Annotated in this window: 14 protein-coding genes and 1 pseudogene; 11 read left to right on the forward strand and 4 right to left on the reverse strand. The window is 65.1% G+C overall.

All coding sequences use genetic code 11. From position 1 onward, the window contains the following. Positions 1-47 precede the first annotated feature (47 nt). The 3 genes from AC1DUB_RS17445 (at position 48) to AC1DUB_RS17455 (ending at position 2,527) form a co-directional block, all read left to right on the forward strand. The gene (locus tag AC1DUB_RS17445; RefSeq protein ID WP_477730589.1) at positions 48-1,298 is read left to right on the forward strand and encodes a BaiN/RdsA family NAD(P)/FAD-dependent oxidoreductase; all 1,251 of its coding nucleotides are present in this window, start codon (positions 48-50) and stop codon (positions 1,296-1,298) included. A gap of 407 nt (positions 1,299-1,705) precedes the next feature. Next, a complete protein-coding gene (gene rpsU / locus AC1DUB_RS17450; protein ID WP_011484193.1) occupies positions 1,706-1,918 on the forward strand; it encodes a 30S ribosomal protein S21 in 213 nt (70 codons plus the stop codon). A 162-nt stretch (positions 1,919-2,080) separates the two neighbouring features. Next, the gene (locus tag AC1DUB_RS17455; RefSeq protein WP_011484194.1) at positions 2,081-2,527 is read left to right on the forward strand and encodes a GatB/YqeY domain-containing protein; all 447 of its coding nucleotides are present in this window, start codon (positions 2,081-2,083) and stop codon (positions 2,525-2,527) included. A gap of 21 nt (positions 2,528-2,548) precedes the next feature. On the opposite strand, the gene AC1DUB_RS17460 is transcribed toward AC1DUB_RS17455, so the two are convergent. Together AC1DUB_RS17460 and pmbA are read right to left on the reverse strand one after the other, a co-directional pair. Beyond that, entirely contained in the window at positions 2,549-3,244 is a 696-nt protein-coding gene (locus tag AC1DUB_RS17460; RefSeq protein ID WP_477730590.1) for a DUF4399 domain-containing protein, read from the reverse strand. Between the two features lie 146 nt (positions 3,245-3,390). Beyond that, entirely contained in the window at positions 3,391-4,821 is a 1,431-nt protein-coding gene (gene pmbA / locus AC1DUB_RS17465; RefSeq protein WP_477730591.1) for a metalloprotease PmbA, read from the reverse strand. 25 nt (positions 4,822-4,846) lie between these two features. Here pmbA and yjgA point away from each other — a divergent pair, with 25 nt between their 5' ends. From yjgA to AC1DUB_RS17480, 3 genes are all read left to right on the forward strand, one after another. Beyond that, positions 4,847-5,437: a ribosome biogenesis factor YjgA gene (gene yjgA, locus AC1DUB_RS17470; protein ID WP_477718577.1), complete on the forward strand. Its 591-nt coding sequence runs from the start codon at positions 4,847-4,849 to the stop codon at positions 5,435-5,437. Between the two features lie 120 nt (positions 5,438-5,557). Next, positions 5,558-6,196: a molybdopterin adenylyltransferase gene (mog, locus tag AC1DUB_RS17475; RefSeq protein ID WP_477730592.1), complete on the forward strand. Its 639-nt coding sequence runs from the start codon at positions 5,558-5,560 to the stop codon at positions 6,194-6,196. Then, positions 6,193-7,488 (forward strand): amidase, encoded by a 1,296-nt coding sequence (locus tag AC1DUB_RS17480; RefSeq protein ID WP_477730593.1) that lies wholly within the window; start codon positions 6,193-6,195, stop codon positions 7,486-7,488. The genes mog and AC1DUB_RS17480 overlap by 4 nt, the downstream gene beginning before the upstream one ends. A gap of 29 nt (positions 7,489-7,517) precedes the next feature. On the opposite strand, the gene cysE is transcribed toward AC1DUB_RS17480, so the two are convergent. After that, on the reverse strand, positions 7,518-8,291 hold the full coding sequence (gene cysE / locus AC1DUB_RS17485; RefSeq protein ID WP_477730594.1) for a serine O-acetyltransferase: 774 nt from the start codon (positions 8,289-8,291) through the stop codon (positions 7,518-7,520). A 10-nt stretch (positions 8,292-8,301) separates the two neighbouring features. Next, positions 8,302-9,108: an RNA methyltransferase gene (locus tag AC1DUB_RS17490; RefSeq protein WP_477730595.1), complete on the reverse strand. Its 807-nt coding sequence runs from the start codon at positions 9,106-9,108 to the stop codon at positions 8,302-8,304. Positions 9,109-9,254: 146 nt separating this feature from the next. On the opposite strand from AC1DUB_RS17490, the gene AC1DUB_RS17495 reads away from it, so the two are divergent. The 5 genes and pseudogenes from AC1DUB_RS17495 to AC1DUB_RS17515 all read left to right on the forward strand — a co-directional run bounded on the left by AC1DUB_RS17495 (position 9,255) and on the right by AC1DUB_RS17515 (position 15,580). Continuing rightward, positions 9,255-10,241: an inositol monophosphatase family protein gene (locus AC1DUB_RS17495; RefSeq protein ID WP_477730596.1), complete on the forward strand. Its 987-nt coding sequence runs from the start codon at positions 9,255-9,257 to the stop codon at positions 10,239-10,241. A gap of 244 nt (positions 10,242-10,485) precedes the next feature. After that, on the forward strand, positions 10,486-12,630 hold the full coding sequence (locus AC1DUB_RS17500) for a sensor histidine kinase (protein WP_477730597.1): 2,145 nt from the start codon (positions 10,486-10,488) through the stop codon (positions 12,628-12,630). 235 nt (positions 12,631-12,865) lie between these two features. Beyond that, entirely contained in the window at positions 12,866-13,180 is a 315-nt protein-coding gene (locus tag AC1DUB_RS17505) for a phosphopantetheine-binding protein (RefSeq protein ID WP_477718584.1), read from the forward strand. Further along, positions 13,177-13,848, forward strand: a complete 672-nt coding sequence (locus AC1DUB_RS17510; RefSeq protein WP_477730598.1) for a COG4648 family protein — start codon at positions 13,177-13,179, stop codon at positions 13,846-13,848. The genes AC1DUB_RS17505 and AC1DUB_RS17510 overlap by 4 nt, the downstream gene beginning before the upstream one ends. A gap of 27 nt (positions 13,849-13,875) precedes the next feature. Beyond that, positions 13,876-15,580: pseudogene (locus AC1DUB_RS17515) on the forward strand (AMP-binding protein). Positions 15,581-15,664: the final 84 nt, after the last annotated feature.

Raw genomic sequence — 15,664 nt, forward strand, 5'->3', positions numbered from 1 at the left:
TATTTGCGCTTGCCGCTTGTTTTTTATTACCCGGGCTAGAGGCCAATTTGACTCAGAAATTTGATGTGGTGGTTATCGGCGCGGGCGCGGCTGGACTGTTTTGCGCCGGGATCGCGGGGCAGCTGGGCCTGAAGGTGCTGCTCGTCGACCACAGCGAGAAGGTGGCCGAGAAGATCCGCATCTCGGGTGGCGGCCGCTGCAACTTCACCAACCGCGAGGCCTCCCCGGCGCAGTTTCTCAGCGAGAACCCGCATTTTTGCCGCTCGGCCCTGTCGCGCTACACGCCGCAGGACTTCATCGAACTGCTGCAGCGCTACGGCGTCCCTTTCCATGAAAAGCACAAGGGACAGCTCTTTTGCGACCATTCGGCCGAAGACGTGATCAACCTGCTGCTGGCCGAGTGTGATGCGGGGCAGGTCACACGGTGGCAGCCCTGCGGCATCAACAGCATGGCCGGCCCGGAGCACACGGGCACAGGCAGCTATCTGATGCAAAGTGACCGCGGCCCCATCGAAGCCCGGCAGGTGGTCATTTCCACGGGCGGGCTCTCCATCCCCAAAATCGGCGCCACCGATTTCGGCTACCGCATCGCCAGGCAGTTCAACCTGCGCCTGGTGGAGCCCCGGGCCGCCCTGGTGCCGCTGACCTTTGACGGGGATGGCTGGGCGCCTTATGCCGGGCTGGCGGGCCTAGCGCTGCCGGTACGGATTGACACCAGCCCGCTGGAGGCCACGCCCAAACAGCGCAAAAAGGCGGTGGTGTTTTCAGAAGACCTGCTGTTCACCCACCGCGGGCTGAGCGGCCCGGCGGTGCTGCAGATTTCCAGTTTCTGGCGCGAAGGCCAGCCAGTACGCGTCAACCTAGCGCCCGGCGTTGATTTGCCCGCGCTATTGCTGCGCGCCAAGGCCACGTCGAAAAAACTGATCGCCAACGAACTGGCCAGCCTGGTGCCCAGCCGCCTCGCAGACGCCTGGGCCAGCCAGGACCCGGCGCTGCAGCGCCCCATCAGCGAGGCCACCGACAAGGCCCTGCTGGCGCTGGCGCAGCGCCTGGCCGACTGGGAACTTGTGCCCACCGGCTCGGAAGGCTACAAAAAGGCGGAAGTCACCGTCGGCGGCGTCGACACCCGCGACCTGTCCTCGCAGACCATGGAGTCGAAGCAGCCGGGCCTGTATTTCATCGGCGAAGTGGTCGACGTGACCGGCTGGCTGGGCGGCTACAACTTCCAGTGGGCCTGGGCGTCGGCTTTCGCCTGTGCACAAGCCCTGCCAGCGCGGCAAGCTACACTGCCTGTCTGATTTGCGCCTTGCGAAGGCACTGGAACGGTCCTTCGATACCTCGGGACGAAGGGATTGGGCGGGCATCGTAGAGGAGCAGTTTTCCGCTGCGCAACACAAGAGAAAATCGAAAACGCGACAGCCCGTTTTGGCGCAGGGCCGCCCCAAGCCAAAACAGCCCCCTTCGGGGGGCAGACAGCTACACGAAGTGAGCGACCGTGGGGGCTCTTCCCTCCAGCCGGGGCCGCGGGACTGGCTTTGCCAGACCGCAGGCGCAGCGGCCCCCTCGGGGGGCAGCGAGTTACGCGAAGCGGACAAGCGTGGGGGCCATATTTCTGGTCTATAATCCAAGGCTTTGCTAGCAAACCCGCATCTGGCCTGATCCTGATCAGATCACTTAAAGATGCACCTTTTGGATCAATTCATCAATGACCACTATCCGTGTAAAAGACAACGAGCCCTTCGACGTGGCTCTGCGCCGTTTCAAGCGCACCATTGAAAAACTCGGCCTGCTGACCGACCTGCGCGCCCGCGAGTTTTACGAAAAACCGACGGCCGAGCGCAAGCGCAAGAAGGCTGCCGCCGTCAAGCGTAACTACAAGCGCATCCGCGCCATGCAGTTGCCCAAGAAGTTGTACTGATCCCCGATCGGTAGCGCCTCACGGCCACCCAAAGCCCGCCAGAGGACGCTCTAGCGGGCTTTTGTGTTTTTGGCGCCTGCTGCCGGGCCTTGCCGCTTTCACGCCGCCCCCTGGCTTCCCCATTCCCCTGCCCCATCCCCCCACCGCCCTCAGGAGCCCGCAATGTCACTCAAAGACCAGATCACCGAAGACATGAAAACCGCCATGCGCGCCAAAGACACGGAGCGCCTGGGCACCATCCGCCTGTTGCTGGCAGCCATCAAGCAAAAAGAGGTTGACGAGCGCGTGGTGCTCGACGATGTGGCAGTGGTCGCCATCGTCGACAAACTGATGAAGCAGCGCAAGGATTCCATCGAGGCGTTCCAGAAGGCCGAACGCACCGACCTGGCCGACAAGGAAGCGGCCGAGCTAAAAGTGCTGCAGGCTTACCTGCCCGCGCGCCTGAGCGCCGACGAAGTCACTGCCGCGGTGAAAGCCATCGTGGCCGAGTTGGGCGCCAGCGGCCCCGGTGACATGGGAAAGGTCATGGGCGCCGTGAAGACCCGGCTGGCGGGCAAGGCCGACATGGGCCAGGTGTCTGCCGCGGTCAAGGCAGCACTGGCCGGTTGAGCCTGCATTACTCCACCTGCGCTACTCCACCCGCACAGGCACCGACACCGGTTCAACAAGTGTTTTTCCCGGGTTGACGTTGTCCATGAAGTCCAGCTTCAGGGTGTAGGCACCGCTCGGCGGCGCCAGCCATACCTCGGACTGGCCATTGGCAAAATTCATTTCCGCCGGCTTGAGGCCGCCCTGAGGCGTCAGCGTCAGCCGAAAGTGGCCGGTGTCCTTTTCTTTTTGGCTCAGATGAGCGACGTTGAGCCCGGAAGCCTGAAACTGCACCCTGAAAGGCGACTTCAGCCGCGCATCCGGCGCCATGTTGAGCAGGCTGATGCCTTTTTTCACAAGGCTCTTGGGGTCCACGTCCTTGTTGTGGCGCGTCACCGTGATATTCAAGGGCTTGCTGTAGACGAAATGCGGCAGGTGCTTGTCATCGGCCAGCAGCAGCCGCAGCGAATAGACGCCTGGCGCCAGGGTCAGCACCGTCTCCATCTGCCCCTTGCCAAAGTGGATGTACTGGTCATTGAAAGGCAGGGCCTGCTTGAAGTCGAGCGGCAGTTCGCGATTGACCAGCAAGTGGTGGTGGCCGCTTTTCCCCGCGATGGGCTTGCTGATGGGCGCCAGCCCCCAACCACCCGCCAACCCGAAAGTCATACGAAACGGCGTTTCGATTTTCGCGCCGTCCTGCAGGTTGGTGAAGTAGGCTTCGGCGGTCAGCCGGGGCAATGCCGCTTGCCAGGGGTGCAAGGGTGCAGCGACTGGCGCAGGCAGATTGGGCTGCGGCGGGGGCGATTGTGCGTGGCACAGCGCAAGCAGGGAAAGCGATGCCGCCAGAGTAGAGGAAATTAGTACTTTTTTATTCAATTTATAGCCTAGGTTCCCGCCACTTTCATACGATTTACTAAAATCGAGCCGACGGATTTAGAACCATAAGTGTACATATCTGCCCCCACGGCCTCAATCCCCATCAACATGGTCTTGAGGTTGCCGGCAATGGTGATTTCTTCAACGGGGAAGGCAATCCGGCCGTTTTCGACCCAGAAGCCGGACGCCCCGCGCGAGTAGTCGCCGGTCACGTAGTTCACGCCCTGCCCCATCAGTTCGGTCACAAACAGCCCCCGGCCCAGCTTGCGCAGCATGGCATCCAGGTCATCTCCTGCCCGCGTGTGGCGGCTGGTCAGCGTGAGGTTGTGCGAGCCGCCGGCATTGCCGGTGGTGCGCATGCCCAGCTTGCGCGCCGAGTAGGTGCTCAGGAAGTACCCCTCCACCCGGCCGGCATCCACCACTTTGCGGGCGCTGGTTTTCACACCCTCTTCGTCAAAGGGCGCGCTGCCCTTGCCCTTGATCAGGTGCGGGTCCTCGTAAATGTCGATGTGCCTGGGGAAAGCAGCCTTGCCCAGGCTGTCCGCCAAAAACGTGCTTTTGCGGTAAAGCGCACCGCCGCTGACAGCCTGCACAAAACCGCCCAGCAGGCCGGCCGCCAGGGGTGATTCAAACAGCACCGGGCACTGTGTGGTGGGAATTTTCCGGCTTCTCAGGCGCGCCAGCGCGCGCTCGGCAGCATAACGGCCCACCGCCTCGGGGCGGGCCAGTTCATTGGCATCGCGCATGGAGCTGTACCAGGCGTCGCGCTGCATCTGGTTGCCCTTGCCCGCGATGGGCGCCACCGAAATGCTGTGGCGCGAGCTGGCATAGCCACCGCGAAATCCCTTGGTATGGGCACTGAAAAAATGGCTTTGCTGGGCCGACACGCCAGCCCCCTCGCTGTTGGTGATCAGCCGGCTGGTGCCCATGGCCGCGGCTTCGCATTGCAGGGCCAGGTGCGCCGCTTCCTCCGACGTGACGGCCCAGGGGTGGAACAGGTCCAGCGCCGGGTACTCGCGGGCAATGTCGCGGTCGTCGGGCAGGCCCGAAGTTTCATCTTCCGCGGTAAAGCGCGCAATGTCGTAAGCCGCCTTCACGGTCTGCTGGATCGCGGCTTTGGAAAAATCACTGGTGGCCGCATTGCCGCGCTTTTTGCCGATGTACACCGTGATGCCCAGCGACTTGTCGCGGTTACGCTCCACGTTTTCGAGTTCGCCCTTGCGCACGCTGACCGACAGGCCGCAGCCTTCAGACGCTTCGGCCGCCGCATCGCTGGCGCCCAGCTTCTTCGCATGGTCCAGCGCAGTGTCCACCAGCTCCTCGAAAAAGTCGCGGTGGTAGCTGAAACCGGATTCAGGCTCGCGGGTGGTGCGGCTCTTCAGGCCGGAAACGCTGCTGGCTGAAGGGGTGGAATGGCGGGTGGAAGGCTTTTGGGTCATATGGGTAGCTATGATACTGACTGCTATGAACACCAAGACTACCAAGGCCATCAAGGGATACTGGTCCAACGGCCGCTTCGTCAAACCCGAAGAAATCGCTGCCGAAGAAACAGGCCCGCCCAGCAAAACCCAACTGAAAGCCGAGGCCGATGAAAAACAGGCCCTGGGCGAAGCCCTGCTGACCCTGCGCGCCGACCTGATGGCCCGACTGGATTTGCCCGACAAACTCCTGGATGCGCTGGCCGAGGCCAAAAAAATCACCAATTTCGAGGGCAAGCGCCGCCAGATGCAGTTCATCGGCAAGCTGATGCGCCCCCTCGATGCCGGCCCGATCCGCGAAGCCATCAACGAGCAGCAAAGCGGCTCGGCGCAGCTCACGCTGCAATTGCACCTGGCCGAGCAGTGGCGCGACAAACTGATCGCCTCGGACGACGCGCTGGGCGACTGGCTCACGGCCTACCCCGCGACCGACTCGCAGCAGCTGCGCACCCTCATCCGCCAGGCCCGCAAGGATGCCAAGCCCGAAAAGCCCGGCGAAGCGCCGCGCCACGGCAAGTCCTACCGCGAGATTTTCCAGCTGGTCAAGCAGGCCATGGCGCCGGAGGCAGACGCATGAGCCGCCGGGCCGCTCCCAAGGCGAATGGCACCGTAGCGCGCAGCGCGGAGGTTAATCCATGAGCCGCCGGGCCGTTCCCAAGGCGAATGGCACCGCAGCGCGCAGCGCGGAGGTTGACCAATGAGCACAACCCTGCCGCCTGACCTCTACGATGCCGTCAAGATCGGCATCGTGTCGGTCAGCGACCGCGCCTCGACCGGCGTCTATGTCGACAAGGGCCTGCCGGCGCTCAAGGACTGGCTGACCCGCGCGCTGCGCAACCCCATCACCTTTGAGGAGCGCCTGATCCCGGACGAGCAGGCTGGCATCAGCGCGACGCTGATCGGGCTGGTCGATGCCGGCTGCTCGCTGGTGCTCACCACCGGCGGCACCGGCCCCGCATTGCGCGACGTGACCCCGGAGGCCACACTGGCAGTGGCCCACAAGGAAATGCCCGGCTTTGGCGAGCAGATGCGACAAATCAGCCTGAAATTTGTGCCGACCGCCATCCTGTCGCGACAGTGCGCGGTGATTCGGGACCACAGCCTGATCCTCAACCTGCCCGGCCAGCCCAAATCCATCCAGGAAACGCTGGAAGGCCTGAAAAATGAAGCCGGCGAGTCGGTCGTTGCCGGCATCTTTGCCGCCGTGCCCTATTGCATTGACCTGATCGGCGGCCCCTACCTCGAAACCGACCCGGCGGTCTGCAAGGCCTTCCGGCCCAAGTCGGCGATTCGTACGCCGGGCACACCAGGCACACCGGGCATACCAGCCCCATGACTCTCGCCGCGCCGTCAGCCATTGCCATCGCCGCGCAATTGGCGGCGGGCAAGCTTGACGCCACCACGCTGCTGGCCGACACCATGGCGCGCATTGATGCGCAGGATGCTTCGCTGGGCGCCTTTGTCGCGCTGCTGAACCCCGGCGCCGCGCGCGAGCAGCTGGAGCAGCTCCAGGAAGCCGGCGGCCCGCTACAGGGCCTGCCGGTGGCCGTGAAGGACATCTTCGACACGGCCGACCTGCCCACCAGCTACGGCTCGGCACTCTACGCCGGCGCCCAACCACGTTGTGACGCGGCCATCGTCAGCGTGATCCGCCGCGCCGGCGGGCTGGTGATCGGAAAATCGAGCACCACGGAATTTGCCTTTCTGCATCCCACCGCGACGCGCAACCCGAATGCGCCGGGCCGAACGCCGGGCGGTTCCTCCGCCGGGTCGGCGGCTGCGGTCGCCGCAGGTCTGGTGCCTTTTGCGGTTGGCACACAAACCGGCGGCTCCATCATTCGCCCCGCGTCGTACTGCGGCGTCACGGGTTTCAAGCCCAGTTTCGGCCTGTTGCCGACGGCCGGCCTCAAATGCTTTTCGTGGTCGCTCGATACCGTGGGCCTGTTCGCCCCCAGCGTGGCCGAGGTCGCGTGGTTTGTGCAGGCCGTGAGCGGACATGCGCTGGCGCTGCCAGCGGTGCAGGCAACACCGGCAAAGTCATGGGTGGTGGGCGTGCCCGACGCTTACCCCTGGGGTCCGGTATCGCCCAGCGCCCAGCGGGCGATCGACGCCGGCAGCCGCGCGTTGCGGGCCGCCAGCGCCAGGGTGCTGGGCATCACCCTGCCGGCCTGGATGAAAGACGTGTTTGAAGCGCAGGATGTGATCCAGGGCTACGAAGCCTGGCGTGCACTGGCGCGCGAGGTTGACCAGCTGGCCCGGCAACCCGAGGCGCTGTCGGCCATTCTGAGCGACTACCTCATGACTGCGCGCCACATCAGCGCGCAGGCCTATGAAGCCGCGCAGCAGACCGCGTGGCAGGGCCGCCGGGCCTGCACCGACTGGTTTGGCCAGTTTGATGTGCTGATGACACCCAGCGCCCCCGATGAAGCACCGCTGGGCTATGGCAGCACCGGTACCTCCACGTTTAACCGCGCCTGGACGCTGCTGGGTTTGCCGTGTGTGAATGTGGCGGGCGCCGTGGGCGTGAACGGCTGCCCCATGGGCCTGCAGGTCATTGGCGCTCCCCACGCAGACCGTGCCTGCCTTGAAGCCGCCGACTTTCTGGAACGGTCGCTGCGCTCGACCTGAGCGCGACCTGAAAACCGGTTGTCCTGGGCTTATTTGCCCACCAGCTGGTTCAACTTGTCGGCTTCAAAGGTCTCGTGCAGTGCGGCATCCTTGGGTACACACTCCCGGGTGCTGGTGGCCTGAGGCCCGGAAAGCTTTTCAATCGCCTGCCAGAGCATCGAGATCTGGTGCTCCTGCCCCGCCGCATTGTCGATCAGGCCGTGCATGGCCTGCGACAGCGGGTCGTCTTCCAGCGTGATGCCGTAGGCCGAAAATGGGGTCGTCGTGACGTCAGCGCTTTCACCGGTTTTGGACGGAATGATGCGCGCCGGGATGCCCACGGCCGTGGCCCCGGCGGGCACGGGCTTGATCACCACCGCGTTGCTGCCGATCTTGGCGCCGTCGCCGACCAGGAAACCGCCCAGCACCTTGGCGCCGGCGCTGACCACCACGTCCTTGCCCAGGGTCGGATGCCGCTTGGTGCCCTTGTAGAGCGAGGTGCCGCCCAGCGTCACACCCTGATAAATCGTGCAGCCGTCGCCGATTTCGGCGGTTTCTCCCACGACCACGCCCATGGCGTGGTCAAAAAACACGCGCTCGCCGATTTTGGCGCCCGGGTGGATCTCAATGCCGGTCACCCAGCGCGAAAAATGCGAGATGAAGCGGCCCAGCCATTTGAAGCCGTGGTTCCAGCACCAGTGCGCGCGGCGATGCAGCACCAGGGCATGCAGGCCCGGGTAGCAGGTCAGCGCTTCCCAGGCCGTACGGGCGGCGGGGTCGCGGTCGAGGATGCACTGGATGTCGGAGCGGAGTCTGGAAAACATGGCTCCGAGTCTACTGGTGGTCCAGCGTGTCTGCTGGCGCAGGCGTTTTGACCGCGGACGGCACAGCTTTATTCGCCGTCCTCGACATGGCCTTGGCCACGCCGCGCAGGATGTGGATCTCCTCGGGGCTGAGCTGCGCCCGGTTGAACAGCTGGTTCAGTCGCGGCATCAGTTTCTTGGGTGAGGCCGGGTCCAGAAAACCAATGTCGGTGAGCGCTTTTTCCCAGTGCCCGAGCATGCCGGCCACCTCGGCGGCGTCCGCCAGTTTGGACTCAGGCGTGGCCGGCTGCACGGCAAAGCCCCCCAGCGCCTGGCGCCAGTCATAGGCGATCAACTGCACCGCGGCGCCCAGGTTGAGCGAGCCGAACTTCGGGTCTGTCGGAATGCTCAGGGCCACATGGCAGCGGTACACATCGTCGTTTTGCATGCCAAACCGCTCAGAGCCAAACAGGAAGGCCACCGAATCGGGTTGCAGACCTTTATTTTCGGACGACGAAGGCTCATCGTTTGATAGCAATTTACTGAAGTGCTCGCGCGGCGCACGGGTCGGCGGGCCAAAGTCGCGCGGTGTCATGGCGGTGGCGCACAGGTGCGACATGCCATCGAGCGCCTCATCCAGCGTGGCCACAATCCGGGCGTTTTTCAGGACGTCGAGCGCGCCGCTGGCCCGCTGGATGGTTTCTTCACGGTTCAGTACGTTCGCCCAGCGGGGCGCCACCAGCACCAGGTCGTCAAAGCCCATGACCTTCATGGCGCGCGCCGCAGCGCCCACATTACCGGCGTGGCTGGTGTTGATCAGGACAAAACGGGTTTTCATCGGTAAATGTTGCAATGGGACGGCTGTCGCCGTCCTGTTTCAGGGGCTATTCGGGCGATGCCGGTAAAATGGGGATATTGTCGCCTGCCCCGGTTACCGGGCCGCAGTCCTGGTCGCAGCTTTCTGCCCGCTCTTTCTTACCCTTTATGTCCAGCAATCTACACCCCATGCTCAACGTGGCCATCAAGGCTGCGCGCGCCGCCGGCGCCATCATCAACCGCGCCGCCCTTGATGTCGAAGCCGTTCGCGTCTCGGTCAAGCAGACCAACGATTTCGTCACTGAAGTCGACCAGGCCGCTGAAGCCGCGATCATCGAAACCCTGCTGACGGCCTACCCCGGCCACGGCATCCTGGCCGAAGAATCGGGCAGCGAGCATGGCGCCAAAGACTCCGAATTCGTGTGGATCATCGACCCGCTGGACGGCACCACCAACTTCATCCACGGTTTTCCCGTGTACTGCGTCAGCATCGCGCTGGCCGTCAAGGGCAAGATCGAGCAGGCGGTGGTCTACGACCCCACCCGCAACGACCTGTTTTGCGCCACCCGGGGCCGTGGCGCCTACCTCAATGACCGCCGCATCCGCGTGGCCAAGCGCACCCGGCTGCAGGAGTGCCTGATCGGCACCGGTTTTCCCTACCGTCCCGGCGACAAGCTCAAAACCTATCTCAACATGCTGGGCGAAATCATGAGCCAGTGCGCCGGCGTACGCCGCCCCGGCGCGGCGGCGCTCGACCTGGCCTATGTCGCGGCCGGCTACAGCGACGGCTTCTTTGAAACCGGCCTCAAACCCTGGGACGTGGCGGCTGGTTCGTTGCTCGTCACCGAAGCCGGCGGCCTGATCGGCAACCTGACCGGCGAAGCCGACTTCATGGACCATGGCGAATGCCTGGCCGGCAACCCGCGCATTTACGGCCAGATGGTGGCCACGCTGGCCAAGTACAGCAAGTTTGCCGGCGCCGCCCAGAAGATGCAGGTCGCACACGCTGTCGAGCGCTCCGGCGACCGCCCGGCCGTGGATGGGGCCGAAGAAGAGGCCGAACCGGCCCCGGCAGCAGATACCGGTGCCACACCGGCGCCTGCGCGAACCCTCACCCGTGCGCGAAAAATACCTGCCGCCGGCCCCAAGCTCTGAGAGCCCCCCCCCGGTGAGGCCTCTTGCAGCCACACCACGAAGAATCCGGCCCGCAACACCGCCCGAAGCGGCCAGCACCGACGAAAAAACGGCGCCATACCTGACGCGGCCGTGCTTGCCCGAATGTAAAGCCGCGGACTAGAATGACCCCGGAACCACGACAGCGCTGCTGCGGGTTCGATGCCAGTAAGGTGCCCTCCCGGTAAGCAGTCGAGCTGCCCGGGTGGGTTCGGAGGACCTGAATATGGCCAACGACAGCCCAGTCCAGACGCCTGCGCCGACCCGCGCCGCGGTCGCAGGCGTTCGGGCGTTGTTTTGGCCCTTATCGCTCTTGATGGCCGCCGTCGTGGCGCTGACGGCATGGACTATTGCTGAAAGCTACGACCAGTACCGTGAACGCGAGGCCGCCCGCATCGAGGCCATGGCCACCCTGCGCGCCGGCCAGGTCACAACCTGGCTGCAGGAGCGTATCGGTCGGGCAGAGTTCGCCGGCCACAGCCCGATGGTCGAACTCTACTTGCGCTGGCGCGATGGGGGCGAAACCGCTGCCCATGACCGGCTGTTGTTCCGCTTGTCCCATTTTCACCAGGCCAGCGGAGGCCACAGCGTGCTGGTGATGGACGATCAAGGCCAGATCGTCGCGGGCACGCCCAACGCGGAACAGCAAGCGTCGCCCCTCCTGCGCGAAGCGGCCCGGCGAGCCATTGACAGCGGCAAACCACAGTACACCGATCTCTACGGGCACGATGGCGCGCCGCCGGCACCGCGGATCGACGTGGTGTCGCCATTCAACCTCGTCGGCACGCCGGCGCGCGCGGCGCTGGTGGTGAGACTTGACCCCCGTGACTTTCTGTTTCCGACGCTGCGCGAATGGCCGCTGCCCAGCCGGACTGCGACCTCCGTGCTGGTACGGCGTGAAGGCGACTTTCTGGTCGAACCCCATTCGAGAACCCGTTTGCCGCTGTCCTCGCCCGACCTGCTGGCGGCCAAGGTCATACGCGGCGATGTGCCGCTCGGCCAGGCCGTCGACGCACTGGATTTCCGGGGCCAGCCGGTGCTGGGCGTGCTCCGCCCGATAGCGGGCACGGACTGGTTCCTGATGGCCAAGATCGACCACGACGAGGCCTATGCCGAGGCGTGGCGCAACGCGCTGTGGATCGCCGCTGCGGGGGTGCTGGCGCTGCTCGCGATGGGGGTGGGCGCCTACTGGTTCCGCGAGCGTCAGGCTCTGCAGTTTGCACGCATCGAACGCGCCCACCAGGAAGAAAAATTGCGCGCGCTGCAACTGCTGGATGCCATCGCACAGGGCTCGACCGACTCGATTTTCGCCAAGGACAGGGCAGGCCGCTACCTGCTGTGCAACAAGGCGGGTTGCGAGGCCTTGGGCAAAACAATGGAAGAAATCATTGGCAACGACGACCGCGCGCTGTTTCCGCCCGCCGAAGCCGCCCGCCTGGCCGCCAGCGATGCGCGAGCCATGACGCAGGGCCGCACCGTCAGCTACGAGGTGGAACTCCCCACTCCGCGCGGGCTGTCCACCTTCCTCACGACCAAGGGCCCCTTGCGCAACACGGCGGGCGAGGTGACCGGCGTCTTCGGCATCTCGCGCGACATCACCGAGCGCAGCCGCATCAGCGCCGAACTGGACCTCCACCGCCATCACCTGGAAGCACTGGTCAAGGAACGCACGGCGGCGCTGGAGCGCACCGTCAGCGACCTGGAAGCCTTCAGCGCCAGCGTGTCGCACGACCTGCGTGGCCCGCTGCGCACCGTCAACGGCTTTGCCATGCTGCTGGAACGCTCGGAAGCATCCGCCCTGTCCGACAGCGGGCGTCACAAATTGGCCCGCATCATCGCCGGGGCGGCGATGATGGATCGCATGATCGAGGACATCCTGGCGTGCTCACGCGCCGAGCGCGTGGAGATGACCTTCCGGCCGGTCGATCTCAACGAGCTGGTGGGCAAGCTGGTACGCGAGCTGGCGCCGGCCTGTCCGAACAGCCACATCAGTGCCGGCCCGCTGCCCGTGGTGCAGGCCGACCCGACGCTGATGGGCCAGGTCTTCAACAACCTGATCGGCAATGCGCTGAAGTTTTCCGCCGGGCAAAGCCCGCCGCGTGTGGAGATCGGCACGCAGGAGGGGCCGGACGGCACCGAAATTTTTGTGCGCGACAACGGCGTGGGGTTCGATGCGGCCCAGTCGGACAAGCTGTTCGCGCCTTTCCAGCGCCTGCACCGCGCTGAAGATTTCGCCGGCACCGGCGTGGGCCTGTCCATCGTCAAGCGGCTGATCGAGCGCCATGGCGGGCGCATCCGTGCCGAGTCGACGCCGGGCGAACGTACGACCTTCGCGTTCACGCTGGGGCCGGCCGCGCTGGCGCATCCATAGGATAATAGGAGGCATTCCGCGCAAAGCCCGGCTTGTTCCTGGCCACCTTTGCGCCTTTCACCAGCCACACGGGTTACGTCTTGTTTCGTCTGCGGCTGGCGCCCTGCAGGGCTGTACACCTGCAGCGACCCCGCTGATGACAGGCAGTGAATGTCAGTTACCATCAAAACATAAAAACATAACCGAACCTTGGTGCAGGCACCCCCGGCGCGTCACCCAGAAATCCTGAAAACCCATGTCCATGTCCTCGATGCCTGAATCTTCTTCACAACCAGCTACCACGCCTGCAGCCGATGCCGCACTGATGCGTGAAGTCGCCGAACTGGTGGTTTCCTCGCTCAACCTCGAAACAGCTGCCGCCGACATCCAGCCCGACGATGCGCTGTATGGCGACGGCCTGGGCCTCGATTCGATCGACATCCTGGAGATCGCGCTGGTGGTGTCCAAACGCTACGGCCTGCAGCTGCGCGCAGACCATGAAGACAACACCGCCATCTTCCAGTCGCTGCGCAGTCTGAGCGAACACATCGCGCTGCAAAGAACGAAGTGAAACCCGGTTTGAAGGCAACACTGCTGCGCAGCGCTCGCTGGGCGGCCATTGCCGCCTTCTGCGCCGCCTATTCCATCGTCGCCCATCTGGCGGCGGCGGACCCCACCCCCGACCTGCTTGATGCGGCCGTGGCCATCGCGCCGCTGATTGGCCTGGCGCTGGTGCTGGCCTGGCGTTCGCCGCAGCGGCCCTGGATGCTGCTGCTGTGCCTGGCGGGCTCGGCCACCCTCTACGGCATGGCGGACTGGCTGGTGCAGCACTACAACTGGGTTTTTCTGCTGCAGCACGCAGGCATACAAGCCTTGCTCGGCCTGGCCTTCGGCCGCACGCTGCGCGCCGGCCAGGTCCCGATGGTGTCGCGTTTCGCTGCCATCGTGCATGGCCACCTGTCACCCGCGCTGGCGCGCTACACCCGCCAGGTCACCTGGGCCTGGACGCTGTATTTCGGCGCGATGACGGCCCTGTCACTGCTGCTGTTCTGGCTGGCGCCGGTCGCCGTCTGGTCAGCCTTTGCCAACCTGCTGAACCTGCCATTGCTGGTCCTGATGTTTGCGGCGGAGTATGCGGCACGCCTGTGCCTGCTGGCGCCCGCTGACCGGGCCGGGCCGCTGGAGGCCATTCGCGCCTACCGGCAGGCCAGCTCGGGCGGACTGCCGCCATCTTCCTGAGAAGTTCCTGAGAAGCCGCCTTTGTCCATGCCCACTTTTGCGCTCCTGACCCACCGCAGTTCCGACGACATCCTCGCCTGGCGCGACGGCCAGGGCATCACCGTGCGCCAGTTTCTCGGCGACGTCCGGCAGCTGGCTGCCGCGTTGCCAGCCGGCAAGCACATGCTCAATGCCTGCACCGACCGCTATCACTTCACGGTGGGCTTGGGCGCTGCGCTGCTGTCCCAAAAAATCAGCCTGCTGCCACCGACCCATACGCCGGAAATGATGCGCCAGATGCAGGCCATTGCACCCGATGTGTTCTGCCTGTCCGACACCTTTCATGAGATAAGCCTGCCGCGCTTTGTTTACCAGCAAGCCTTTGCACAAGGTCCGGCAGAGGTCGACGCTGACGCGCCCTGCGACATTCCGCACCTGCCCGGCGACCAGCCGGTGGCCGATGTGTTCACCTCGGGCTCGACCGGCGTGCCGCTGCCGCACCGCAAGACCTGGGGGGCGCTGGCGCAGGGTGCGCGCGCCGAGGCGCTGCGGCTGGGCCTGGGCCTGGATGAAGACCGCCCTTACAGCATTGTGGGCACCGTGCCGCCCCAGCATATGTTCGGCTTTGAGTCCACGGTGCTGTTGCCGCTGCAAAGCGGCGCGGCCATCCACGCCGGACACCCGTTTTACCCCGCCGACATCGTCAGTGCCATCCGCGCCGTCGCCCGCCCCCGGCTGCTTGTCACCACGCCCGTGCATTTGCGGGTGTTGATGTCCTCAGACGCTGACCTGCCTGCGTTGGACCTGCTCTTGTCGGCCACCGCGCCCCTGGAGCCCCAACTGGCGCAGACCTGCGAAAGCCGTTTTGCCGCCCCGCTATTTGAAATTTACGGCTCCACCGAAACCGGCCAGATCGCCTCGCGGCGAAGCGCCCAGACCCGTGAGTGGGAACTGTTCCCCGACGTCAGCCTGACGCCGCGAGGCGACCGCATCTGGGCTGGCGGGGGCCATGTCGCGCAGGCCATGCCCATGCACGACGTGCTCGAGCTGATCGACGACCGGCGTTTTTTGCTGCATGGGCGCCTGGGCGACCTGATCAACATCGCCGGCAAGCGCAATTCGCTGGCCTACCTGAACCATCAACTGACCTGCATTCCCGGCGTGCTGGACGGCGCTTTTTTCATGCCCGACGACAGCAGCGACGGCGCCGTGGTGCGCCTGATGGCCTTTGCGGTGGCGCCCGGCCTGTCGGCTGCCGAACTGCAGGCTGCGCTGAAAGAGCGCATTGACCCGGTCTTCCTGCCGCGCCCCCTGGTGTTGCTGGACTCCCTGCCGCGCAACAGCACCGGAAAACTCCCGCGCGAAGCGCTCCAGGCGCTGGCCCGGCTGCATCAGGTGCCTGCGGGCCGGGGAGCTGGCCACCATGCGGGGTGAAACCACCTTGACTATTGCCGCCGATCACCCGGCGTTCCCCGGGCACTTTCCGGGCAGGCCGATTGTGCCGGGCGTGGTGCTGCTCGATGCGGCCCTGCATGCGGTGGAGCAGGCCTGCCTGACCCCGGGCGAGCAACCGGCGGCCGGGGCGGCCCTGCATTGCCAGATTGCCTCGGCCAAATTCCTGAGCCCGGTGCAGCCCGGCGAAACGCTGACCATCGCCTACACCCGCACCGACAAGGGCCCCACCCGTTTTGAGATCGCCTGCGGCCAACGCCCGGTGGCGAGCGGCACTTTTGTCTTCGGGACCGCTCCATGAACCCCTCGCCGGGCCACCTACCAGAAGGCTCGCTCCGGTCGCCCGACGGGACGAAGCCACAAGCCGCCTGGCGGCAACGCCCGG

This window comes from Polaromonas sp. P4_F9, from assembly GCF_056401235.1.